The organism is Shimia marina (assembly GCF_001458175.1).
GTDB lineage: Bacteria > Pseudomonadota > Alphaproteobacteria > Rhodobacterales > Rhodobacteraceae > Shimia > Shimia marina.
The window spans coordinates 26,530-47,150 of the sequence record NZ_CYPW01000013.1; the positions used below are offsets into that span (position 1 = coordinate 26,530).

General features: G+C 58.0%; 18 protein-coding genes. 3 read left to right on the plus strand and 15 right to left on the minus strand.

Annotation, left to right across the window (positions count from 1 at the left end; genetic code table 11):
* Positions 1-4: 4 nt before the first annotated feature.
* The 7 genes from SHM7688_RS07530 to SHM7688_RS07560 form a co-directional block, all read right to left on the minus strand.
* Positions 5-1,051 (minus strand): ester cyclase, encoded by a 1,047-nt coding sequence (locus SHM7688_RS07530; RefSeq protein ID WP_058239331.1) that lies wholly within the window; start codon positions 1,049-1,051, stop codon positions 5-7.
* A gap of 63 nt (positions 1,052-1,114) precedes the next feature.
* Positions 1,115-2,446 carry a histidinol dehydrogenase gene (gene hisD / locus SHM7688_RS07535; RefSeq protein WP_058239332.1) on the minus strand — a complete coding sequence of 444 codons (1,332 nt, stop codon included), beginning with the start codon at positions 2,444-2,446 and terminating at the stop codon, positions 1,115-1,117.
* Between the two features lie 78 nt (positions 2,447-2,524).
* Positions 2,525-3,058: an ester cyclase gene (locus tag SHM7688_RS07540; RefSeq protein WP_058239333.1), complete on the minus strand. Its 534-nt coding sequence runs from the start codon at positions 3,056-3,058 to the stop codon at positions 2,525-2,527.
* A 126-nt stretch (positions 3,059-3,184) separates the two neighbouring features.
* Positions 3,185-4,069 carry a carbohydrate ABC transporter permease gene (locus tag SHM7688_RS07545; protein ID WP_058239334.1) on the minus strand — a complete coding sequence of 295 codons (885 nt, stop codon included), beginning with the start codon at positions 4,067-4,069 and terminating at the stop codon, positions 3,185-3,187.
* Positions 4,069-5,097 carry a carbohydrate ABC transporter permease gene (locus SHM7688_RS07550; protein ID WP_058239335.1) on the minus strand — a complete coding sequence of 343 codons (1,029 nt, stop codon included), beginning with the start codon at positions 5,095-5,097 and terminating at the stop codon, positions 4,069-4,071. The genes SHM7688_RS07545 and SHM7688_RS07550 overlap by 1 nt, the downstream gene beginning before the upstream one ends.
* Before the next feature lie 78 nt (positions 5,098-5,175).
* Positions 5,176-6,411, minus strand: coding sequence for an ABC transporter substrate-binding protein (locus tag SHM7688_RS07555; RefSeq protein WP_058239336.1), 1,236 nt, complete (start codon positions 6,409-6,411; stop codon positions 5,176-5,178).
* Between the two features lie 84 nt (positions 6,412-6,495).
* Entirely contained in the window at positions 6,496-7,545 is a 1,050-nt protein-coding gene (locus SHM7688_RS07560) for an ABC transporter ATP-binding protein (RefSeq protein ID WP_058239372.1), read from the minus strand.
* Positions 7,546-7,728: 183 nt separating this feature from the next.
* On the opposite strand from SHM7688_RS07560, the gene SHM7688_RS07565 reads away from it, so the two are divergent.
* A complete protein-coding gene (locus SHM7688_RS07565; protein ID WP_058239337.1) occupies positions 7,729-8,736 on the plus strand; it encodes a nuclear transport factor 2 family protein in 1,008 nt (335 codons plus the stop codon).
* Between the two features lie 85 nt (positions 8,737-8,821).
* On the opposite strand, the gene iolB is transcribed toward SHM7688_RS07565, so the two are convergent.
* The 8 genes from iolB to SHM7688_RS07605 form a co-directional block, all read right to left on the minus strand.
* Positions 8,822-9,628 carry a 5-deoxy-glucuronate isomerase gene (iolB, locus tag SHM7688_RS07570; RefSeq protein WP_058239338.1) on the minus strand — a complete coding sequence of 269 codons (807 nt, stop codon included), beginning with the start codon at positions 9,626-9,628 and terminating at the stop codon, positions 8,822-8,824.
* Complete coding sequence (gene iolE, locus SHM7688_RS07575) at positions 9,625-10,524, minus strand: myo-inosose-2 dehydratase (protein ID WP_058239339.1); 900 nt, start codon at positions 10,522-10,524, stop codon at positions 9,625-9,627. Before iolE ends, iolB begins: the two co-directional genes overlap by 4 nt.
* A 9-nt stretch (positions 10,525-10,533) precedes the next feature.
* Positions 10,534-12,375 carry a 3D-(3,5/4)-trihydroxycyclohexane-1,2-dione acylhydrolase (decyclizing) gene (gene iolD, locus SHM7688_RS07580; RefSeq protein WP_058239340.1) on the minus strand — a complete coding sequence of 614 codons (1,842 nt, stop codon included), beginning with the start codon at positions 12,373-12,375 and terminating at the stop codon, positions 10,534-10,536.
* Positions 12,372-14,297: a bifunctional 5-dehydro-2-deoxygluconokinase/5-dehydro-2-deoxyphosphogluconate aldolase gene (locus SHM7688_RS07585; RefSeq protein ID WP_058239373.1), complete on the minus strand. Its 1,926-nt coding sequence runs from the start codon at positions 14,295-14,297 to the stop codon at positions 12,372-12,374. The genes iolD and SHM7688_RS07585 overlap by 4 nt, the downstream gene beginning before the upstream one ends.
* A gap of 10 nt (positions 14,298-14,307) precedes the next feature.
* Positions 14,308-15,126: an ATP-binding cassette domain-containing protein gene (locus tag SHM7688_RS07590; RefSeq protein WP_058239341.1), complete on the minus strand. Its 819-nt coding sequence runs from the start codon at positions 15,124-15,126 to the stop codon at positions 14,308-14,310.
* Positions 15,127-15,138: 12 nt separating this feature from the next.
* Positions 15,139-16,260: an ABC transporter permease gene (locus SHM7688_RS07595; protein WP_058239342.1), complete on the minus strand. Its 1,122-nt coding sequence runs from the start codon at positions 16,258-16,260 to the stop codon at positions 15,139-15,141.
* 93 nt (positions 16,261-16,353) lie between these two features.
* Positions 16,354-17,295: a sugar ABC transporter substrate-binding protein gene (locus SHM7688_RS07600; RefSeq protein ID WP_058239374.1), complete on the minus strand. Its 942-nt coding sequence runs from the start codon at positions 17,293-17,295 to the stop codon at positions 16,354-16,356.
* 128 nt (positions 17,296-17,423) lie between these two features.
* A complete protein-coding gene (locus SHM7688_RS07605; protein ID WP_058239343.1) occupies positions 17,424-18,239 on the minus strand; it encodes a MurR/RpiR family transcriptional regulator in 816 nt (271 codons plus the stop codon).
* A 90-nt stretch (positions 18,240-18,329) separates the two neighbouring features.
* Between SHM7688_RS07605 and SHM7688_RS07610 the strand changes: the two genes are divergently transcribed.
* Both SHM7688_RS07610 and iolG read left to right on the plus strand, forming a co-directional pair.
* Positions 18,330-19,457 (plus strand): Gfo/Idh/MocA family protein, encoded by a 1,128-nt coding sequence (locus SHM7688_RS07610; RefSeq protein WP_058239344.1) that lies wholly within the window; start codon positions 18,330-18,332, stop codon positions 19,455-19,457.
* 5 nt (positions 19,458-19,462) lie between these two features.
* Entirely contained in the window at positions 19,463-20,455 is a 993-nt protein-coding gene (gene iolG / locus SHM7688_RS07615; protein ID WP_058239345.1) for an inositol 2-dehydrogenase, read from the plus strand.
* Positions 20,456-20,621 lie beyond the last annotated feature (166 nt).

Here is a 20,621-nt window from a genome sequence, read left to right on the forward strand (position 1 = left end):
CAGGTTACAGTCCCTCTGGCAATGTCAGATGCGCCAAATTGCGCGCTTTGTTGAACTCTCGCAAACGGGCAAAGACATCAACCCCAAGCTGGCGGTAGACATCCAGCAGATCAACGAGCACCCAGTTTTCGCGGATCTTGTCGCCTTCCACACGCCAGAAATCGAGGCTGCGCAGGCTGATATTTTTGCCGGAGGGCGCGATCCCCATCCAACCGTCCGCACTCAGGCTTTGCATCATATTGGGCCAGCCGGTGACCGCCGCATATTGGCTGTCGCCAAAGAAATGATGGGTGATTTCATCCTCATGCTGGCCGCGATCGGGCATGGCATTCAGAAACGGGGTCTGATGCCAGTTCCGAAAGCCGGAAATGCCGCGTGCGGTGCCAATGCCTGCCGGGCCATACCAGCTCATGCGCGGATGCCAGAAGCGGTCAAGTTCCATCACGCGCGGGTCGGGATCTTTTGGGTGTTTCACCAAAGCTTCCAGCATGTCGAGGATCAGCTGGCAGCTTTGCGCGCTTTGCTCTGCATCATAGGGCCCTGCCACAATGCCATCACAGGTGGCCGGGCCGGGCACGCGCCATTCACGCCCCAGCGCGGGGGCCATTGGCCAGGCGCGGGCCTGCATCATGACCTCGGGAATGTCCCAGATGGCCTGTATCTCCACCACTTTGCCACCGTCAAAGCGGAAAAACTCGTGGTAGCGCATGGCGATCTGATGGCCGGTGGGCGGGATATCAAGCCATGGGGCGGCAAACACCCCGGTGTAATGGCCGCCACAGCCAACCCAATCCTGTCCCAAAGCATCTGTGCCCGCCATGACAATGAAATCGCGCCGCTCCAGATCGGGCACCGCCGCAAAGAGCGGCGCGAAGGCACGCTCATAAAGCGCGTCTGGCCCGGTCAGATCCCCAAAAGGATGGCAGAGGTGGACCTCCACATCCGGCGTACAAAGCTGCGCCAAAGCATCCTGCACCGCAGTCGCCTCAAAATCATAAGCCGCCTCACGAAACGCCTTGATCGTTGCCTTATGCCGGGTGTGTCTGTCCATTTTCCTCTTGCTCAAAATATCCCGGGGAGTCTGAGGGGCTGGCCCCTCAGTCCCAAAACCGCCTCACTCGGCGGCGTCACGGTAAGGCGCGCCGGTGCCATAAGGCACGTTGATGCCGCCATAGCGGCGCACCCGGACGTTGCATTGCTCTGCGTGGCCAACAAAGCCTTCGAGCATGCAGAGGCGCGAGCCATATTCGCCAATCAGCGTGGCGGCCTCATCTGTGGTGACTTTCTGATAGCTGTGGGTTTTCAGATATTTACCCACCCAGAGACCGCCGGTATAGCGCCCCGCCTTCTTGGTGGGCAGCGTGTGGTTGGTGCCGATCACCTTGTCCCCGTTGGAGACATTGGTGCGTGCGCCCAGGAACAGCGCGCCGTAGCAGGTCATGTTTTCCAGGAACCAATCGTCACGGTCTGTCATCACCTGAACATGCTCAGAGGCGATGTCATCGGCCACTTCGAGCATTTCTTCATAGGTGTCACAGACAATCACCTCGCCGTATTCATCCCAGCTCACGCGCGCGGTGTCTGCGGTGGGCAGGATTTGAAGAATACGTTCGATTTCCACAAGGGTTTCTTCGGCCAGCTTCTTGCTGTTGGTGAGCAGCACGCAGGGGCTGTTATAGCCGTGCTCTGCCTGACCCAGCAGGTCGGTGGCGCAGAGTTCGGCGTCTGCGGCGGTTTCATCCGCAATCACCATAGTTTCAGTTGGACCGGCAAAGAGGTCGATGCCGACGCGGCCAAAGAGCTGGCGCTTGGCTTCGGCCACAAAGGCATTGCCGGGGCCGACGAGCATATGCACCGGATCAATGGTCTCGGTGCCGAGTGCCATGGCGCCAATCGCCTGAATGCCGCCCATCACATAGATCTCATGGGCGCCGCCCAGATGCATGGCGGCAATCACGGCGGCGTTGGGCTTGCCTTGAAACGGCGGGGTGCAGGCGATGATGCGCGGCACGCCAGCAACAGAGGCAGTGGCCACGGACATATGCGCCGATGCCACCATAGGGAATTTGCCGCCGGGCACATAGCAGCCCACGGATTGCACCGGGATGTTTTTATGGCCGAGGATCACGCCGGGCATGGTTTCCACTTCGATGTCCAGCATCGAGTCCCGCTGGGCCTGCGCAAAGTTGCGCACTTGTTCTTGGGCAAATTTGATGTCAGCCAGCTCACGCTCGGTCAAAGAGGCGATCAGCGCGTCGATCTCTTCTTGGCTCAGGCGGAAAGAGGCCGGGGAATAGTTGTCAAATTTCTCAGACAGCTCCCGCACGGCGGCGTCGCCGCGGGTTTCAATGTCTTTGAGCGTGGCTTCGACCACGGCGCGGGTTTTGGCATCATCTTCGGCGCGTTCCGCTTGGTCTTTGCCGCGTTTCAGATACTCGATGGTCATCTCACTGTCTCCCGCCCCGCAGATTACGCGGGGCCTCATTCATAGAGTGGGGCCCCGGGCTTGCGCCCGGGACATGGTTTATTTTGCCTCTGGACGGGGCGCTTCTTTTTCGCCGCGGTCATAGGCTTCCCAGCCTTCGCCGTTGAAAATGTCGACACCCAGCTGGGCAGCCACATGGGCGAAATCCACATTCACCCAGTTGTCGACAATCTTGCCGTCCACAACCTTCCAAAAATCCATGTAGCGGATTTCGACGCGTTTGCCGGTGGGGGCAATGCCGAGGAATTCACCGGAGTGGGTGGCTTCCTGACGGCCAAAGGCCGCGGCCCATTCGCCCATATAAAGACGTGCCTCATCAATGCAGGTTTTGTCGGAAAACGCCGCCTGGAACGGGCGCTGCCAGTTGTCCTGAAATTCCTTGAGACCGGTTTTGGTGCCGCAGCCTTGGTTGCCCATCCAGCGGAAGCCTTGGGTGAAGAATTCGCCGATGTCGTCGATGCGGTGGTCATTGAGACCATCCACCATGGTTTCGATCACGCGACGGGTGTCTTCGGTTTTGCTCATATCCGTGTCACGGGTCAGAACGGCTTGTTCGGGGCGAGAACCTTTCATGGTCTATCTCCTAGTAAAATGCGGTGTGTGGTGTGAGAGGGGCGCAAGGTACCCCGCTCAGAAAATCCCGTGGCAGCCTGTTGAGCGCCGGGTGGCGCGCCATGGCGCTGTGGCGGGCGGTGGCGCTCATCCTTTCACGGCCCCTGCGGTCAGGCCCGAAACAATCTGACGCTGGAAGAACATCACCAGCACAAAGAGCGGCGCGGTGGCGGAGACCACGGAGGCGACAGCAAACATCACGTTGCCTTCTTCCTGCGTGGAGCCAAGGAAGCCGTAGATCGCAGGCACCATGGTGCGGTTCTCTTCGCTGAGCAGCATCGAGGTGACCGAGAAGTCATTGTAGGCCAGCAGGAAGGAGAACAGGCCGGTGGTGATCACGCCGGGCCACATCACTGGGATGATCACATGGCGGAAGGCCTGGAACTGGTTGCAGCCGTCGACCTTGGCGCTTTCGTCCAGATCCTTGGGGATGTTCAGGAAGAAGGAGTGCAGCATCCAGAGCGTGAAGGGCTGGTTGATGGCGACAAGCACGATGATCGCGGTGGGGATATGGCCCCAGAGGTTCCATTCAAAGAACGGCAGCAGGTAGCCGGAGACCAGCGTGATGTGCGGCATGGCGCGAAACACCAGTGCAATCATCAAAAGCCAGAAGGAATAGTTGTGACCCGAGCGTGCCAGCGCGTAGCCGCCCAAGGTGCCAAAGGTCAGCGAGATGACAACGGTGAAGAACACAATGATGAAGGTGTTGATCGCCGCGCGCCAGAATTCTTCCTGCACCCAGGCGCCTTCATAGCCTTTGCCGGTGAAGGTGCCGCCGGTTTCAATCAATGTACGGGTGCCGGTGAGGGCTTGGGTCCAATCCGCCTTGGAGAAGAAATCCCCCTGCACTTTGAAGGAGCCCCAGAGGGTCCAGAGGAAGGGGAAGGAGGCGACAATCACCCAGAGCAGCACAAAGGCTGAGGAGATCACAATCAGGCTGCGGGAGGAGCGGTTTGCAATGGTGGAGGACATCAGACAGCCTTTCCTTTGAAGTCGCGCCATGTGCGCACCAAGACGGGGGCAAGCAGGATCGTGACCCCGATCACGGTCAGCACCGAGGTGGCGGCGGCAGAGTTGAAGCGGGTGATGTCGCTGCGCATATCCGCAAAGATGATGTAGGAGAGCGAGGGTGCATTGGCTTGGGCCGAGAAGCCAACCACCGGTTCAAACACCCTGAAATTGTCCATCAGCTGCATCAGCGAGATAAACACCGCCAGCGGCATCAGATGGGGGATCACCACATAGCGGATCTGTTGCCATTTGGTGGCCCCGTCGATCATGGCGGCCTCAAGGGAGTCGCTGTTCACGGTCTGAAGCCCTGCGTAGAAGACCACAAAGGCAAAGGGTGCGCCGCTCCAGATGCCGTAGACGATGAGGGTGATCCATGTGAGTGGTGGGGAGGCTTTCAGCGAGAGTTCCGGATCGTCAAAGATCCATTGCAATGATTTGCCGATCACCCCTTGGGCGTCGATCATCCAGAACAGGATCAGCGAGCCAATCAGTGGCGTGATGATCATCGGCAACAGGGAGACAAAGATCGTCGGGCCTTTGAGCGCAGGGGTGAGGCGGTTCACACCCAGCGCGATCAGCAGGCCGAGCACAATCACCATCGGCGTGACCACAAAGGTGTAGGTGAGCGTGAAGGCGAGCGCCTTGTAAAACGGCAGGTTATAAAGCTCGGCGAAGAAATCCCCGAGGCTTTCGCGATTGGCCCAGGCCTCGGCAACTTCCGAGCTGGCGAGGTGGCCGCGGTCAAAATAGGTGGCAAGGCCCGCAAACCGCCCCAGCGGCTGTTCGGCACGCAATTGCGCCGTGGCCTCGGTGTCCACAGAGCTTTCCTGCGTACAGCCAAAGGGGCCGCAGTTTTCGGTCACAACAAGGACCTGCTCATGTTCGATATACATGGACTGGACAACCACGGACACCAGCGGCAGCGCAATGAAGAGGATCATCGCAGCAAGGCTGGGCAGAATGAACCAGAGGAAGGTTTTATGGCGCATGTCAGATCGTCCCGTTCACGAAGGGGCAGGGGCGGCAGAACCGGGGGGAGTGGGCCGGTTCTGCCAAGGGATGGCTTCTTACTGAAGGAAGCCTTTTTCTTTGGCGGCAGAGACATAGGCGGCCTCCACATCGGCCAGAGCCTGCTCAGCAGATTCAGAGCCTTGCAGGAACTCGGAGAGTTCCGCGCCAAGGGCGGAGTGCATCAGACCCATGAAAGGGATCATCGGGTAAGGCTTGGTGCCACCCGTAGCGGTTGCCAGAACACCCGCGGAGGCCGCAGAGGGTTGATAGCCTTCGACAAGCCAGACGGCTGCGTCATTGTTGGCTTTCACATTTTCTGTGCTGATGCCGTTGAGCATGGCAACAAAGCTGGCTTCTGCGTCTTCATCACTCACGTTGGCTGCGATGGCAAAGCCGTCCCACCACAGGGAAGAGGCTGGCGTGCTGCCGCCGCCAACGGTTGGGGAGGAAACCAGCACGGTGTTGCTGACCACCTCGTCGGTGGAGCCTTCCGCATCAAGAATGCCGGTGCCGCGTGAGCCCCAGAGATGCGCAATCGCCAGATCGCCCGCTTCCCAGGAGGCCTGAACCGCGTTGGAGTCAAAGGTGAGGAAATCCGGGTTGGATTGCTCGGTCAGCGCTTTGAGCATGTTGAGCGCGGCCACGCCGGTTTCGTTGTTCGCATTTGGCTCTGCGGTGCCGGGTTTGAAGAACGCGCCGCCAAAGCCGAGGTACATGTTCACAAACTCTTCGCCGAGGTTCCAGCCGGTCTGGCTGGTGGTGGCAAAGGGGTGCTCCATCAGGCCAGCGGCTTTGATGGCTGCGCTTGCGGCCACAACATCCTCATAAGTGGTGGGCACGTCTACGCCAGCTTTCTCAAGGATGTCGGTGCGCACAAACAGGTGCTGGGCATTGGCCATAAACGCCACCGCCATCACTTTGCCATCGACAGTGATCAGCTGGTTCTTGGAGATGTTCTGGCCGTGCTTGGCAATCAGATCATCCAGTGGGCGGATCAGGCCTTCGCCGATCAGCGGCACAATCGCAGCGTTGGTGGTGACCACGGTGGAATATTGCGCCGGATTTGCGGTCAGCGCGGCGATTTGCAGATCGCGGTAATCTTTGTTGAGGTTGCTCTCAACCGTTACGCCGCCACCGGCGCATTGCTTGGCACCTTCGGCAACCGCCTGAATGGCGGCAAAATCATTACCCAGAATGTTGACGGTGCCGGAGGTCACGCCACAGCCCGCATAAGCGGTGGTTCCCATGAACACGGCCGCAGCGCCGAGCATTGAAAGTTTCGTCATAGACATATGTGTCTCCCTGTGTTGGGTCAAAGGGGCGCTGTTCACCCCGGTTGGCCTTTGCCGCCGCATATGCGAAGGCTGAACGCTGGGTTAAGATCCCAGTCTTGCGCCATCTTCGGCATTGAAGAGGTGGCAGATTTCAGTTGGCACGCTGAGGGACACCATATCGCCGATCTCGGCGCGGTAGGTTTTGTCCGCTTTCACAGAGACCAGCGCCTCGCCCACCCGCACAGAGATCATCGTGGCATCGCCAAGAAGCTCGAGCGTGTAGATCGGCGCGTTGATCTGGCCTGAACCTTGCGCAACCGTGGCGTCCTCGGCACGGAAGCCCAGGGTCAGCGGGCCGTCGGGGGCGTTGATCCCCGCGATTTCCACATGGGGCGCGCGGAACACGCCTCCAGTCACTTCGCCATCCATCAGGTTCATGGCCGGAGAGCCGATGAAGCTCGCCACAAAGGTGTTGGCGGGGTGGTCATAGATTTCGGTGGGGGAGCCAACCTGCTGCACCACGCCTTTTTTCATCACCACAACGCGATCTGCCAGTGTCATCGCTTCGATCTGGTCGTGGGTCACATAGATGGTGGTGGCCTGAAGGTCATGGCTCAGGTTCTTGATCTGGGCGCGGGTGGAGACCCGCAGCTTGGCATCCAGATTTGAGAGCGGCTCATCCATCAGGAAGACTTTGGGTTTGCGCACAATCGCGCGCGCCAAGGCCACGCGCTGACGCTGACCGCCGGAGAGTTCTGCCGGTTTGCGGTGCAGGAATTCGCCCAGCTCCACACGCTCTGCGGCCTGCATGACGCGGTCATGATGGGTGGCCGGATCAATGCCGCGCACCTTCAATGGGAAGCGGATGTTCTCATAGACGTTCATGTTTGGATAAAGCGCGTAGCTTTGAAACACCATGGCCACATCGCGGTCTTTGGGCTCAAGCTCGTTGACCACGGTGTCGTCAATGCGGATTTCCCCTTCGCTGACGTCCTCTAGCCCGGCGATCATGCGCATGGTGGTGGTCTTACCACATCCAGATGGCCCCAGCAGGACGAGGAACTCCTTGTCGGCGATGGTGAGGTCGAAGTTGTGAACACCCACGAAAGTGCCCCAGCGTTTGCCCACATTGCGAAGCTGAATTTCGGCCATTTTGGTCCCCCAAGCAGCATATGGTTGATCCAGATGCGTTTTGCATACGTTTGCAAAATGGTAGTGACGCGGCGTCGGTTTTGGCAAGACATTTTTGCATACGTATGCAAAAATACTTGAAACGACTCCGGGAGCCGCGTTGTTAAATGCGCATCAAATACATGTTTAATATGGGAAAATCACATGCGTGATGTTCAAGAGGCCAAGCACATTATTCGGGCATTTTATGCCGATCTGGAGGCAGCACCCGCCGAAGATGCGGGGGAAGTGATGGCCAGATATTGTGATTCTGAGTTGTTGTGGCGTGGATTTCACCCGTTTGATGAAATCCGTGGCGCCCGGGCCGTGGGGGCGAAATTCTGGACACCGCTGCGCCAGAGCCTGCGCCGGATGCAGCGCCGGATGGACATCTTTTTTGCCGCCCCAAACGGGCTTGATCCGGAGGGGGGCATCTGGGTGAGCAGCATGGGGCATCTGATGGGGCTGTTTGATCAGCCGTGGCTGGGCATTGCGCCCACCGGCAAGATGGCCTTTCTGCGCTATTGCGCCTTTCATCGGGTGCAGGATGGCAAGATTGTTGAGACCGCGATGTATTTTGACATCCCGCATCTGATGGTGCAGGCGGGTTTACAGCCTTTCCCGGAACAGACCGCGGCACAGCTGGTGCAGCCCGGCCCGATGACCCACGATGGGTTGCTTTATGAGGCGCAATCAGCAGAGGAAGGCGCCAAGACGCTTGCGGCGATTGAGGCGATGATCGGCGATCTGGGGCAATGGGATAATCCGCTGCCGCTTGAGGAAGAGCTGGCGCTGACATGGCATGATGACATGATCTGGTGGGGGCCAACAGGGATTGGTGCGACCTACACCATTGAGCGTTATGCCAAGCAGCATTCCGGCCCGTTTCGGGCAGGGTTCACCGAGCGCTCAAAGACCAATCACATCTGTCGCATGGCGGAAGGGCATTATGGTGGATTTTTTGGTTGGCCCAATTTTACCGCCGTGCCAAGCGGCGGGTTTATGGGGATGCCAGCGACCGGCAAAGCGGGGGAGTTCCGTGTGATCGACATCTATCGCCGCGAGGGCGACAAATTGGCAGAGAACTGGATTTTCATAGATCTGCTGCATTTCTGGAAACAGCAGGGTGTGGATATTCTGGCACGGACCAATGGGATAGGTTTTGCTGAATAAAGTGGTTTGAGAGACTTTCTCAGTGAACTCAAAACGAGAGCTGGAAGGCATGAAGAGGCCTTCCCTTTATGCGTGTTGTGCAGGATCAGGCATCGCGCTCCATGATCCATTCCACTTCTGGCGCAGCGACAAAGCGCCATTTGCGCAAGGGGCCTGCCATAACATTGAGATAATACATCTCAAACCCATAGGGCGCACCACAGGGGTGATGCCCACGCGGCACAAGCACCACGTCCCCATCGCTCACGGCCATGGTCTCATCGAGCTGCCCGTCATCGGTGTAGACGCGCTGAATGCCAAAGCCATCAGACGGGTTCAGGCGATGATAGTAGGTTTCTTCGAGGTAGGTGATGCGGGGGTAGTCATCTTCGTCGTGACGGTGGCTTGGGAAAGAGGACCAATGCCCAGCGGGGGTGAAGACCTCTGTCACCAACAGGCTGTCGGCATAGTCTTCTGCCTCCATCGCAATGTTATTGATGTAGCGCGTGTTGGTGCCCTTGCCGCGCTCGGTGAGCTGGATGCCATCCGGGCCGATGCGACGTGCTTCGTGGCCAGACTTTCCAGGGGCGGTGCAGACTGCGATTGTGCAGTCAGTTTCGGCCGTGGCCTTCCAGTCAGAGCCGTTGGGCACATAAAGGCAATGCGGGGGCGTCTTCTCAAAGACATTCATTCGCTCGCCTAGCACGCCCCAGTCCTGATCGGCGGCATGGATTGCGGCCTTGCCTTCGACCATCACCAAAATGACTTCGCGGTCACCTGTGAGCTCCGCAGCTGTTTCTCCCGGGCGCAGTTTATAAAGGCCGAAGCCGACATAGCGCCAGCCGGCACTGGCCGGGGTGATGTCGTGGACCTTACCGTGAGTGCCAAAGGGTTTGCGTAGAAGGTCACTCATGACAGATCCACCTTTGCTGCGATCTCTTTCAGGGTTTTAAGGCCCAGAGACTGATATTCAAACGGGTTGCGCACTTCTGGATCCTGCTCGGCCTCGATCACGATCCAGCCGTCATAGCCCGTGTCTTTCAGCGTGCCGAGAAGCGGTGCGAACTCCACGCCACCTTCGCTGTCGCCCGGAACGGTAAAGACACCTGCGCGCACACCATCCATGAAGGACAGGCCTTTTTCGCGCACCTCTTTCATCACAGCAGGACGCACGTTTTTGGCGTGGAAGTGGTGCATGCGGTCAGCGTATTTGGCCAGAATGGGCGCAGGATCTTGTCCGTTGCTGCCAAAGTATGCGTGGCCTGCATCAAACAGCAGTTTGGTGGCGGGGCCAGTCGCCGCCATGAAGGCGTCAATTTCTTCGGGTGTTTCCACCACGGTGCCCATGTGGTGGTGATAGACCAGTGTAATGCCCTGATCTGCGCAGTATTTCGCAATCTCTTCTACCTTGGCGCCAAAGGCCTGCGTCTCATCCGCGCTCAACACAGGCGCGTCATTCACAGGAACGTCCAGCCCCTGAACCGAGTTGGATGTTTCACAGACAATCGCGACCTTGCAGCCATTGTGCTTGAGCTTGTCCAGATGTGGCTGGATTGCAGCTTTCTCATCTGCCACCGACTGTGCCAGCAGGTTCAGAGAGTGCCAGCCGGAAACAAATTTCAGACCATGCCCGCCCAGCAGCTGTTTCAACGCCTCTGGATCGTCCTGCGGCCAGCGGTGGCCGTTTTCGATCCCGTCAAAGCCGATCTCACCCGCCTCACGCAGGATCTGTTCGGTGGGGATATGCGCGCCAAGGGTCTGATCGTCGTCATTTGCCCAAGCGATGGGGTTGGTGCCAAAAAGGATCATGTCGGTGTCTCAATTCACAAGGTTCTGGTCTGCCATCGCGGCTTCATAGGCTGCGCGGGCTTTTTGGAGTTTTTCACTTGCGGCCACTTCCGGCACAGCCACGTCCCACCAGAAGCCGCCACCAGCCTCGCCGGGGCCCTGCATCGGATCGGTTTCGATCACGATCACGGTTGGGATCGGTGAAGATTTGGCCTCGGCGAGTTTGGCCTCAAGATCCGCAATACTCGTGGCTTTGAGGGCATGGGCCCCCATGGAGGCGGCGTGGGCCAGGTAGTCGATTTCGGGCTGCGCTTCGATGCGGCAGTCGGCATAAAGGTTGTTAAACTGCTCGTTGCCGGTGTGCATTTGCAGGCGGTTGATACAGCCATAGCCGCGGTTGTCCGTCAGCACCACGGTGAAGGGCACACGGCGCATGACGGCTGTGGCCAGCTCGGAGTTGGCCATCATGTAGGAGCCATCTCCGACGAAACAGACAACATCCCGCTTTGGCTGGGCCAGTTTCAGGCCCATGGCACCGGCGATTTCATAGCCCATGCAGCTGTAGCCGTATTCCATGTGGTAGCCGCCCTGTGATGGCTGCCACAGCAGTTTGAGAGCGCCGGGCATGGTGCCTGCGGCGCACATGGCGATGGTGTCTTCTGAGGATGTGCGTTGCACGGCGCCAATGACCTCTGCATCCAGCGGGCGGTAGTCTGCGCCGCCTTTGCGATCAGCGCAGTGGCGATCCACGGCCGCCAGCCAATCCAGACGCGATTGGGCGTCAAATGCGCCGCTGTGATGATCTGCCAGTTTTTCAGACAGAGCTTCCAGCGTGATTTTGGCATCCCCTACAAGCGGGGTCGCGCCGTGTTTGTCAGCGTCATAGCCATGCACGTTGATGGAGACGATTTTGTGCGTGGGGTTTTGGAACAGTGCCCAACTGCCGGTGGTGAAATCCTGAAACCGTGTGCCAACGCCAATCACCAGATCTGCATCCACCGACAGGGCATTTGCCGCCGCCGATCCATCCACGCCCGAGGCACCAAAGTTCATCGCATGGGATTGTGCGAGGGCCGATTTGCCGGCCTGCGTTTCAATCACGGGAATGCCGTGTTTGGTGGCAAAATCCGCAAGCGTTTCTTCGGCACCGGAGTAGATCACGCCACCGCCACAGAGCAGAACGGGATTTTTAGCGGCTTTGATCAGCTCTGAGACCTCTGCCAATTCACGCGCGTCAGGCGCGGGGCGGCGGATATGCCAGATTTTGGGTGCAAAGAAGCTTTCCGGATAGTCATAGGCCTCGGCCTGTACATCCTGACAGAAAGACAGGGTCACCGGGCCACAATTGGCGGGGTCTGTCATGGTGCGCAGGGCGCGGGGCAGGGCTGTCAGCAATTGTTCGGGGCGTGTGATGCGATCGAAGTAGCGGCTGACTGCGCGAAAACAGTCATTGGCCGACACTGTGCCGTCGTCAAAATCCTCCACCTGTTGCAGCACGGGATCGGGGCGGCGGTTGGCAAAAACATCGCCGGGAACAAACAGAACTGGCAGGCGGTTCACATGGGCAAGGGCCGCAGCGGTGACCATATTGGTCGCGCCGGGGCCAATGGAGCTGGTCACGGCCTGCACGCGGCGGCGTTTATGCGCCTTGGCATAGGCAATGGCGGCATGGGCCATGGTCTGTTCGTTCTGGCCGCGCCAAGTTGGAAAGCTGTCACCCGCCGCATAGAGGGCTTCGCCGATGCCCGCGACGTTGCCGTGCCCAAAGATGCTCCATGCGCCTTCGACAAAGCGTTCTCCGTCCGGTGTCATTTGAACAGAGAGCCATTTCACCATGGCCTGCGCTGCGGTCAGTCGGATTGTCTTTGTCATTGTGCGTCTCCCTGTGCGTCACTCTGGGCCCCTGCGCGGGCGTCATCCCAGATGGAGGCCAAGCGACTGAACTTGGTGCTCATGTTTGTGATGGCTTCTGCATTGCTGAGGGTGCCCAGCATCCAGGCGCGGGCGGCCTCTGCGAAAATGGTGCGGCCCACAGCAAAGCCTTTGACCAAATCGTAGCTGGCTGCAAGACGGAAGCTCGCGGCCAGGTCCGCTTCTGGAGCGTCCAGCCCCAAGACGACGATCCCGCGGGTGTGCGGATCATTGCGGGTGATGGCCGTCACTGCCTTGCCCCATGCGGCATCGGAGGTCAAAGGCTCCAATTTCCACCAGTCGGGATAGATGTCCAGATCATAGAAATGCTGGATCACCCATGGCGTTGTGTCTTCGTCGACTGTGCCGACTTTGGAGGGGATGACTTCGAGAAGGAATTCCAGACCGTTGCGACGCGCGGCTTCGTACAGTCGCAGAACGGTGGCATCCTGTTGAGCCCATGTTTCGGCATCATCGTCCGGATGGCAGAAGCACAGGACTTTTACGACATTTTCCCGAGGCCAGGATTTCAGCGCGCCGCAGTCGCTGCCAAGTTCAGGCTCTAGGGTCAGAGGGCGCGATCCCGGCCACTCGGTTGGGCGGCCGATCCACAGACCTGACCCGCTGGCTTTGTGCAGCGCGGTCTTGCCGATGCGATTGTCACATAGAATGCCGTAGCCGGATTGGCCTGCTTGTACGTTTTGCGCCGCCTCAAGGCACAGTTCTTTGAACTGGCTGCCTTTTTCTGGCGTATAGCCGGGCATCTCTTCCAATTGGATACGATGGTCAAAGGCAAAGACCCGCATGGTGGACCAGTCGCCCTTGCGGTTGGTGGCCCAGTGGAGTTGCTCCAGAGCTTTGTCGTTGCGCAGGTCTGGCTGGATTACGCCGCGTTTGAGGAAAAACGCCAGTTCTTCCTGCGAAGGATAGGCCGGTGTGCAGCCATGACGGCTGACCGCCAGCGCGCCGCAGGCGTTGGCATAGGTCAGAGCCGTGGGCCAGTCGGCATCTTCCATCCAGCCTTTGAGCAGGCCCGACATGAACCCATCCCCTGCGCCCAGAACGTTGAAGACTTCGATCGGGAAGCCCGGACCGCTCTGTCCATCATCAAGACTGTCCGGGATATCACCTTCAAAGGCCACCGCGCCCATGGGGCCGCGTTTGCAGACCAGTGTGGCCTTGGAAACCGCGCGCACCGCGCGCAGGGCTTCGATGGTGTCGGTCGAGCCACCGGCAATGTGGAACTCTTCTTCGGTGCCGACAATCAGGTCAAAGTGATGCAGGGTGGATTGCAATTTTGCTGTAACAGCTGCGCTTTCGACAAAGCGGCTTTCGCCATCGCCATGCCCGGCCACGCCCCAGAGGTTGGGGCGATAGTCGATGTCCAGCGCGCGGCGTCCGCCATGTTTGCGCGCCAGCTCCAGTGCTTTGATCACGGCGGCGGCAGTTTGCAGGTGGGACAGGTGGGTGCCAGTGGCCACCACCGCCCGGCTGTCTGCGATCAGCGCCTCGTCTATGTCCGCTTCGCAGAGGGCCATGTCAGCGCAGCTCTCTCGATAAAAGATCAGGGGAAACTGTTCTTCATCCCGGATGCCAAGGATCACCAGCGCGGTCAGACGCTCCGGATCGGTGGCAACTCCGCGCACATCCACGCCTTCGCGGATCAGCTCTTCGCGGATGAAGCGGCCCATGTGCTCATCACCAACGCGGCTGATCAGGCCTGACTTGAGGCCAAGCCGCGCAGTGCCCGCTGCGATATTGGTGGGGGAGCCGCCAATATATTTTTCAAAGGAGCCCATGTCTTCAAGGCGGCCGCCGATCTGACTGCCGTAGAGATCCACACCCGCGCGACCGATGGTGATGATATCGAGAGATTTCTGCATGTTCATGTCCTTAGACGGTCCCGTCGAGGCTGCCTTCGAGGGTTGCGAGTTCCTGACCGCCTGCCATCAGATCCTGCAACTCTTCCTGAGTGATTTCGCCGCGTTTGGCGGTGCCCAGCGTCTGGCCACGGTTGAGCACCGTAAAACGATCGCCAACAGCCATGGCATGGCGCACGTTGTGGGTGATGAAGACAACGCCGATGCCCTGTTTGCGCACCTTGTCGATGGTTGCGAGCACATTGGCGGTCTGGCGCACGCCGAGCGCCGATGTTGGCTCATCCAAGATCAGCACTTTCGCCCCAAAATGCACAGCGCGGGCAATGGCCACGGTTTGACGTTCCCCACCCGACAATGTGCCCACAGCCTGATCCGGGCCACGCAGGTTGATGCCCATTTTGCGCATCTCATCCATCGTGACTTTGTTGGCATAGTCATGATCAAAGAAGGGGATGCCCGCGATTTTTTTGACGGGTTCGTTGCCCATAAAGAAGTTGCGGCTGACCGACATCAAAGGGATCATCGCGAGATGTTGGTGTACGGTGGCGATCCCGGCTGCGATGGCATCTCGTGGATCATCAAAGCTCATAGGCGTGCCCTCAAAGAGGATTTCACCAGATGTGGGTCTGTGTACCCCGGACATGGTTTTGATGAAGGTGGATTTGCCCGCGCCGTTGTCGCCCAGAAGGCAATGGCATTCCCCCGGATAGACATTCACAGAGACGCCTGCCAGCGCAATCACAGAGCCGAAGTGTTTCTGGATGTTCTTCATCTCGATGAGCGGCTTGCTTGGCGCCGGATCACCGTGGTGGAAAGTGGTATCTTCAGTCATCTCAATTCCCCCTTAGCGTTCGCCGGTGATCATGCGGCGGATGTAGGTGTTTAAAATCACGGCCGCGAGCAGGATCAGGCCCAAGAACACCCGGAACAGCGAGCTTTCGACGCCAGCAAAGAACAGGCCTTGCTGCACCACGCCGAAGATCAGCGCGCCTAAAGCTGCGCCCAGAACGGAGCCGTAGCCCCCTGTGAGAAGCGCCCCACCAATCACAACGGCGATGATTGCTTCAAATTCTTTCAACAGGCCACGGTCGGAGCCTGCGGAGCCAAACTCCATCACCTGACATGTGGCAAAAACCGTTGCGCAGAAGGCGGTGAACATGAACATCAGGATCTTGACGCGGTTCACGGGCACACCAGAGTTGCGTGCCGCTTCGGCATCGCCGCCTGCGGCAAAGATCCAGTTGCCAAATTTGGTCTTGGTGAGCAGCACATGGCCAAACACAACGAGGACCAGCGCCCAGACGATCAGCATTGGTACACCGTCAACAATGGGTTGGCCTTCACGAGAGCCGCGCGAAAAGGTCTCAATCAAACCGATGTCGCCGAGCCATGAAAAGAAGCCTGTAAGGATTTTGCCGCCAAACAGGAAAGCCAGCCAGTCGCCTTCTGCCGCGTCCTTGACGCCACCAATGATGGTTTTGCGCTCAATTGTCTGCGGGAAATAGATGGTGAAGCCGCGCAGGATGAACAGAAATGCGAGTGTCACAATAAAGCTTGGCAAGCCTGTGCGGATCACAATGAAGCCGTTGAGCGCGCCAAGCGCGAGGCAGATTGCAAATGTGACAAGAATGGCCATCCAGACAGGCCAGCCCAGGGTGACCGAAAAGATCGCGATCATCATGCCGGCAAAACCGATCATGGAGCCCACGGAGAGGTCAAATTCTCCGGCAATCATCAACAGGCAGGCGCCGACCGCGATGATCATGAACTGGGCGGAAACCTGACTCCAGTTCAGCACCCCTTTAGAGGTGAACATGCCGCTGTCGAAAGCAAACAGCGCGAAGAAGACAAAAACAGCGACTGTACCAACGATCCCACCCAGCTCTGGGCGGATCAGCGCTTCGCGAAACTTGGAGCGGGATTTGATCCGCTCATCCGTCGCGGATTGTGTTTGTGCATTTGACATAGGGTGCCTCACGGGTCCTTTTCGAGGTTCGTCAGGATTTCAGATGGAATGAGGGCGGCCAAATTGCTCCGGCCGCCCTGCGGGAGGAAATAGTTAGCGGTATTCGCCAGCGAATTTTTCCACCATTTCCAGACCATCGGCGGTTACGAAGCCGGGGCCGGAGTTGATGTTGTTGCCAGGCAGAACGCCAAAACGGTGGTAGTTGGTCATCACAACCACTGGCAGATAGGCCTGCAGGAAGGGTTGTTGGTCGATGCCCCATTTGATGGCGCCGGATTTGATGCCCTTCACAATTTCTTCGCCAAGATCAAACGTGCCGAAGTAAATTTCGCCGCTCAAGCCGTCTTCTTCCAGAGCCAGCAGAGTTGGGTCCGCAGATGTTGGGCCCAGTGTCAGGATGGCATCGGTTTCTGGATTGGCAGACAGGTAGGCCTGTACTTTGTTTTTGATTTCAGACGGGTCCTGACCGGAGTCGATCATCTGGTTGCCGAGATCTACGCCCAGACCATCCGCAAAGCCCTGGCAGCGTTCGGTTGAGGCCGGGTTGGAGATGTAGTGGTTCACACAGAGGAAAGAGCCAATGCCATCACCCTTTGCACGCAAGCCCGCCGCATAGCCCGCATCATATTCAGGCTGGCCCACATACATCAGCGCACCCAGTTCGCGCGCCTGATCAGGGGAGCCGGAGTTCATGATGATCACGTCAACACCAGAGTCGATCGCGGCTTGAATCGGGCCGGACAGAACATCGTAGTCCGCCAGCGTGGTGATGATCCCATCGGGGGAAGAGGCTGCAGCTTGCTCAATGATACGTGCCATATCGGCAAGGTCGCCGGTTGGCGGATTGCGATACTCCACCTCCACGTCCATGTGCTCACCTGCGAGTGCCAGACCGTTCTTGATCGTGTTCCACCAGCTGTCGCTGTCCGGTGCGTGGCTGACAAGAACGTATTTCTCGCCTTCGGCGGCTGCCGGTGCCAGAGCGCCAAGCGTGCAGACGGCTGCCGCCGCGACGGTGGTCAAAAGTTTCTTCATGATGTCCTCCCAATGACATTCACGGGCCTGTTGGCCCATGTAGCAAGTGTGACGCGACTCACTGTCCTGAGCGCCACAAAATGGAACATACATTCTATTTTGGTAAAAATTCAACATGAAATTCTACATTATGTGTTTTTCTCCGCACCGATGGAGACCGCCAATGTGATTGCAAGGCTCAGGGTCGCTGACAGGGACCGAAAGGCTCCGAAGTCTACCTCTGAGACACACAATGGTAAGACACCTTGAAGTTGGATCGGGCTGATCAATGTGTCGGTTATGGCCACAACAGGAATGTTTTGTTGGGCGCAATGTGTGGCCAAGGACACGGTATCTTCGGAATAAGGCGCGAAGGTGATTGCGATCAGCGCATCGCCAGGGCGTATGGCGTGCTGATGGTTGAGCTTTCCCGTACCATCGTGAAGCATCGCTGGGATTTGCATTTTTTCGAAAGCATAGACCAGATACGAGGCCACTGGAAAGGCCCGCCGCAACCCGACAACATGGATCATATTGGCCTTGCTGAGCTGGTTTACAGCGGCGTCGAGGCTTCGGGCATCAATGGTGTTGGTCAGGTTTTCAAGAGAAAGGCGACCGGCGTCGACAAACTCTGCCAAGAGCGCGGATGGGCTGCCAGCACCGCTTTCTCGCAAAGCGGACAGGCGGCTTTCATAGTCGGGAAATCCCGTGGATACGGAGTCTTTGAAAAGCTTTTGCATCTCTGTATAGCCGCGAAATCCCATGACCTGACAGAAGCGCATCATCGCGGAAGGTTGAACCTGAGCTGCGGTTGCAAGCTCTGCCACCGTACAAAACGCGATGCGATCAGAGTGCGCTGATAAGTACTCTGCACATTGCCGCATCCGTTTTGGGAGGCTGTCTGAGACATCGCGCAGGCGCTGATGAAACATCTCGACATTTTGTGGCGCGGCTGGGTTTTGCATATTGGCTCCCGTAGGTCTTGACAGAATGGCTTTGTGCGACGATAGCCGATATGGAATTTTTATTCCATACTCTTGGAGGGGGAATCACAGATGAGCGGCTCACTTGGTATTGGCCTCATTGGTACGGGCTATATGGGCAAGACACATGCTTTGGCCTATCGGAATGTGCATGCGGTGATGGGCGGGTTGCCTCCTGTCCGTTTGAAGACCTTGTGTGATACTCCGTTTGCCAAGGCGGAGGAAATGGCAGCGCAATTTGGCTTTGAGGCGGCCAGCGATGACTGGCGGAGTCTGTTGACTGATCCAGAGATTCACATCGTTTCGGTGACTACGCCGAATAAACTGCACAAGGAGATGGCGCTTGAGTTGATTGCGGCGGGCAAGCATGTGTGGTGCGAAAAGCCAATGGCGCTGACGCTTGAGGATGCGGCTGAGATGGAAGCCGCGGCGCGTACGGCTGGAGTGGTGACCCTAACGGGCTATAACTATGTCAAGAACCCGGTTTTCAAGCTGGCACAGGAGCTGATTGCAGAGTGCGTGATTGGCACGCCTGTGCACTTCCGTGGTTGGGTGGATGAAGACTATCAGGCTGATCCCGATCTGCCATGGACGTGGCGCGCGCGCATTGAAGATGCCGGTCTCGGAACGCTTGGCGATCTCGGCTGTCATTTGGTGTCTATGGCCTATGGTTTGTTGGGGCCGATTGAGAGCCTTATTGGCGATATGCAAACCGTACATGCCACGCGACCCATGCCGGATGGATCGGGGCATGGTGAGGTTGAGAACGAAGATACCGCCAGCGCATTGGTGCGTTTTGCCAATGGGGTGCAGGGGTCTCTTTCCACATCGCGCTCCGCCTGGGGGCGTAAGAACCGGCTTGCGTTTGAAGTGCATGGCTCAAAGGGGATGATCTGCTTTGATCAAGAGCGGATGAATGAGCTCCAGCTCTATGAGAATAGCGGCCCCAAGGCTCAGCAGGGGTTCAAAACCATTCTGGCAGGGCCGGAACATGCGCCTTACGGGCACTTCTGTCCGGCGGCGGGGCATCAGCTTGGCTTCAACGATTTGAAGGTGATCGAGGCGGCGGAACTCTTGGGGGCAATTGACGAAAGTCGCTCTGCTTACCCGGATTTCACGGCTGCATTGGAGTTTGAAAAAGTGATCCACGCCATTGCGGAAAGTGCCCGGACAGGCGCGCGCATCACGATTGGAGGATAAGGGATATGACATTGCGTATTGCAATTCTGGGAGCTGGGCGTATCGGGCAGGTCCACGCGCGGGCGGTGGGGGGCAACCCTCAGGCCAAGCTGGTTGCGGTGATGGATCTGTATGATGCAGCAGCGCAGGCATTGGCCGAGGGCTACGGCGCTGAGGTGCGCAGCATTGATGCCATTGAAGCGGCGTCTGATGTGGATGCGGTGATCATCTGTACCCCGACCGACACCCACGCGGATCTCATTGAACGCTTTGCCAAAACTGGCAAGGCGATCTTCTGCGAAAAGCCAGTAGATCTGAGCGCAGCGCGTGTGCGGGCCTGTCTGGAGACTGTTTCGGAGACGGATGCCAAATTGATGATTGGCTTCAATCGTCGGTTTGATCCGCATTTTGGTGCTTTGAAGGCGGCCATCGATAGTGGCGAGATTGGTGATGTGGAGCAGGTCACCATTACCTCCCGCGATCCCGGTCTACCGCCGCATGAATACATTGGCGTGTCAGGTGGTATTTTCCGTGACATGACCATTCATGATTTTGACATGGCGCGCTTTTTGTTGAGCGAGGAGATTGTGCAGGTCTATGCCACGGCTTCGGCTTTGGTGGATCCAAGCATTCGGGAGCTGGGGGATTATGATACGGCAACGGTTGTGTTGACGACCGCGTCTGGCAAGCAGGCCACCATCCTCAATTCGCGCCGGGCGACCTATGGGTATGATCAGCGCATTGAGGTGCTTGGCTCAAAAGGGATGGTGCAGGCGGAAAATCAGAGGCCAGTCAGCATTGAGGTGGCCACGGCGGATGGATATACACGCCCACCGCTGCATGACTTTTTCATGACGCGCTACGTTGATGCTTATGCGGCGGAGTTGAATGCGTTCATTTCTGCGCTGAATAGCGGCGAGCCCATGTCACCGGATGGCAGAGATGGATTGGATGCTCTGCGTTTGGCTGATGCTGCGTTGCAGTCTGCTAAAACAGGTCAAGCTGTTGCGCTGCTATAGCAGCGCAAAGCTGTCGTTGTATGTTCGTGTGAGGGAAAGGGATGCGCTTTAGCATCCCTTTTTATATTGGCTTACAGGAGGTGGCGGCCCTTGAGGGGGCAAAGACACTCTCGCGAAAAAGTGACGCGGGTTACATTGAGTGCGATTGAGTGCGATGAATGCACCC

Coding starts and splice junctions, on each gene's coding strand:
- SHM7688_RS07560 (WP_058239372.1), bottom strand. CDS start 7,545: ATGGCCGAAATTCAGCTTCGCAATGTGGGCAAACGCTGGGGCACTTTC.
- SHM7688_RS07545 (WP_058239334.1), bottom strand. CDS start 4,069: ATGTCCTCCACCATTGCAAACCGCTCCTCCCGCAGCCTGATTGTGATC.
- SHM7688_RS07590 (WP_058239341.1), bottom strand. CDS start 15,126: ATGACTGAAGATACCACTTTCCACCACGGTGATCCGGCGCCAAGCAAG.
- hisD (WP_058239332.1), bottom strand. CDS start 2,446: ATGACCATCGAGTATCTGAAACGCGGCAAAGACCAAGCGGAACGCGCC.
- SHM7688_RS07600 (WP_058239374.1), bottom strand. CDS start 17,295: ATGAAGAAACTTTTGACCACCGTCGCGGCGGCAGCCGTCTGCACGCTT.
- iolE (WP_058239339.1), bottom strand. CDS start 10,524: ATGATCCTTTTTGGCACCAACCCCATCGCTTGGGCAAATGACGACGAT.
- SHM7688_RS07550 (WP_058239335.1), bottom strand. CDS start 5,097: ATGCGCCATAAAACCTTCCTCTGGTTCATTCTGCCCAGCCTTGCTGCG.
- iolD (WP_058239340.1), bottom strand. CDS start 12,375: ATGACAAAGACAATCCGACTGACCGCAGCGCAGGCCATGGTGAAATGG.
- SHM7688_RS07610 (WP_058239344.1), top strand. CDS start 18,330: ATGAGCGGCTCACTTGGTATTGGCCTCATTGGTACGGGCTATATGGGC.
- SHM7688_RS07565 (WP_058239337.1), top strand. CDS start 7,729: ATGCGTGATGTTCAAGAGGCCAAGCACATTATTCGGGCATTTTATGCC.
- iolB (WP_058239338.1), bottom strand. CDS start 9,628: ATGAGTGACCTTCTACGCAAACCCTTTGGCACTCACGGTAAGGTCCAC.
- SHM7688_RS07595 (WP_058239342.1), bottom strand. CDS start 16,260: ATGTCAAATGCACAAACACAATCCGCGACGGATGAGCGGATCAAATCC.
- SHM7688_RS07605 (WP_058239343.1), bottom strand. CDS start 18,239: ATGCAAAACCCAGCCGCGCCACAAAATGTCGAGATGTTTCATCAGCGC.
- iolG (WP_058239345.1), top strand. CDS start 19,463: ATGACATTGCGTATTGCAATTCTGGGAGCTGGGCGTATCGGGCAGGTC.
- SHM7688_RS07530 (WP_058239331.1), bottom strand. CDS start 1,051: ATGGACAGACACACCCGGCATAAGGCAACGATCAAGGCGTTTCGTGAG.
- SHM7688_RS07585 (WP_058239373.1), bottom strand. CDS start 14,297: ATGCAGAAATCTCTCGATATCATCACCATCGGTCGCGCGGGTGTGGAT.
- SHM7688_RS07540 (WP_058239333.1), bottom strand. CDS start 3,058: ATGAAAGGTTCTCGCCCCGAACAAGCCGTTCTGACCCGTGACACGGAT.
- SHM7688_RS07555 (WP_058239336.1), bottom strand. CDS start 6,411: ATGTCTATGACGAAACTTTCAATGCTCGGCGCTGCGGCCGTGTTCATG.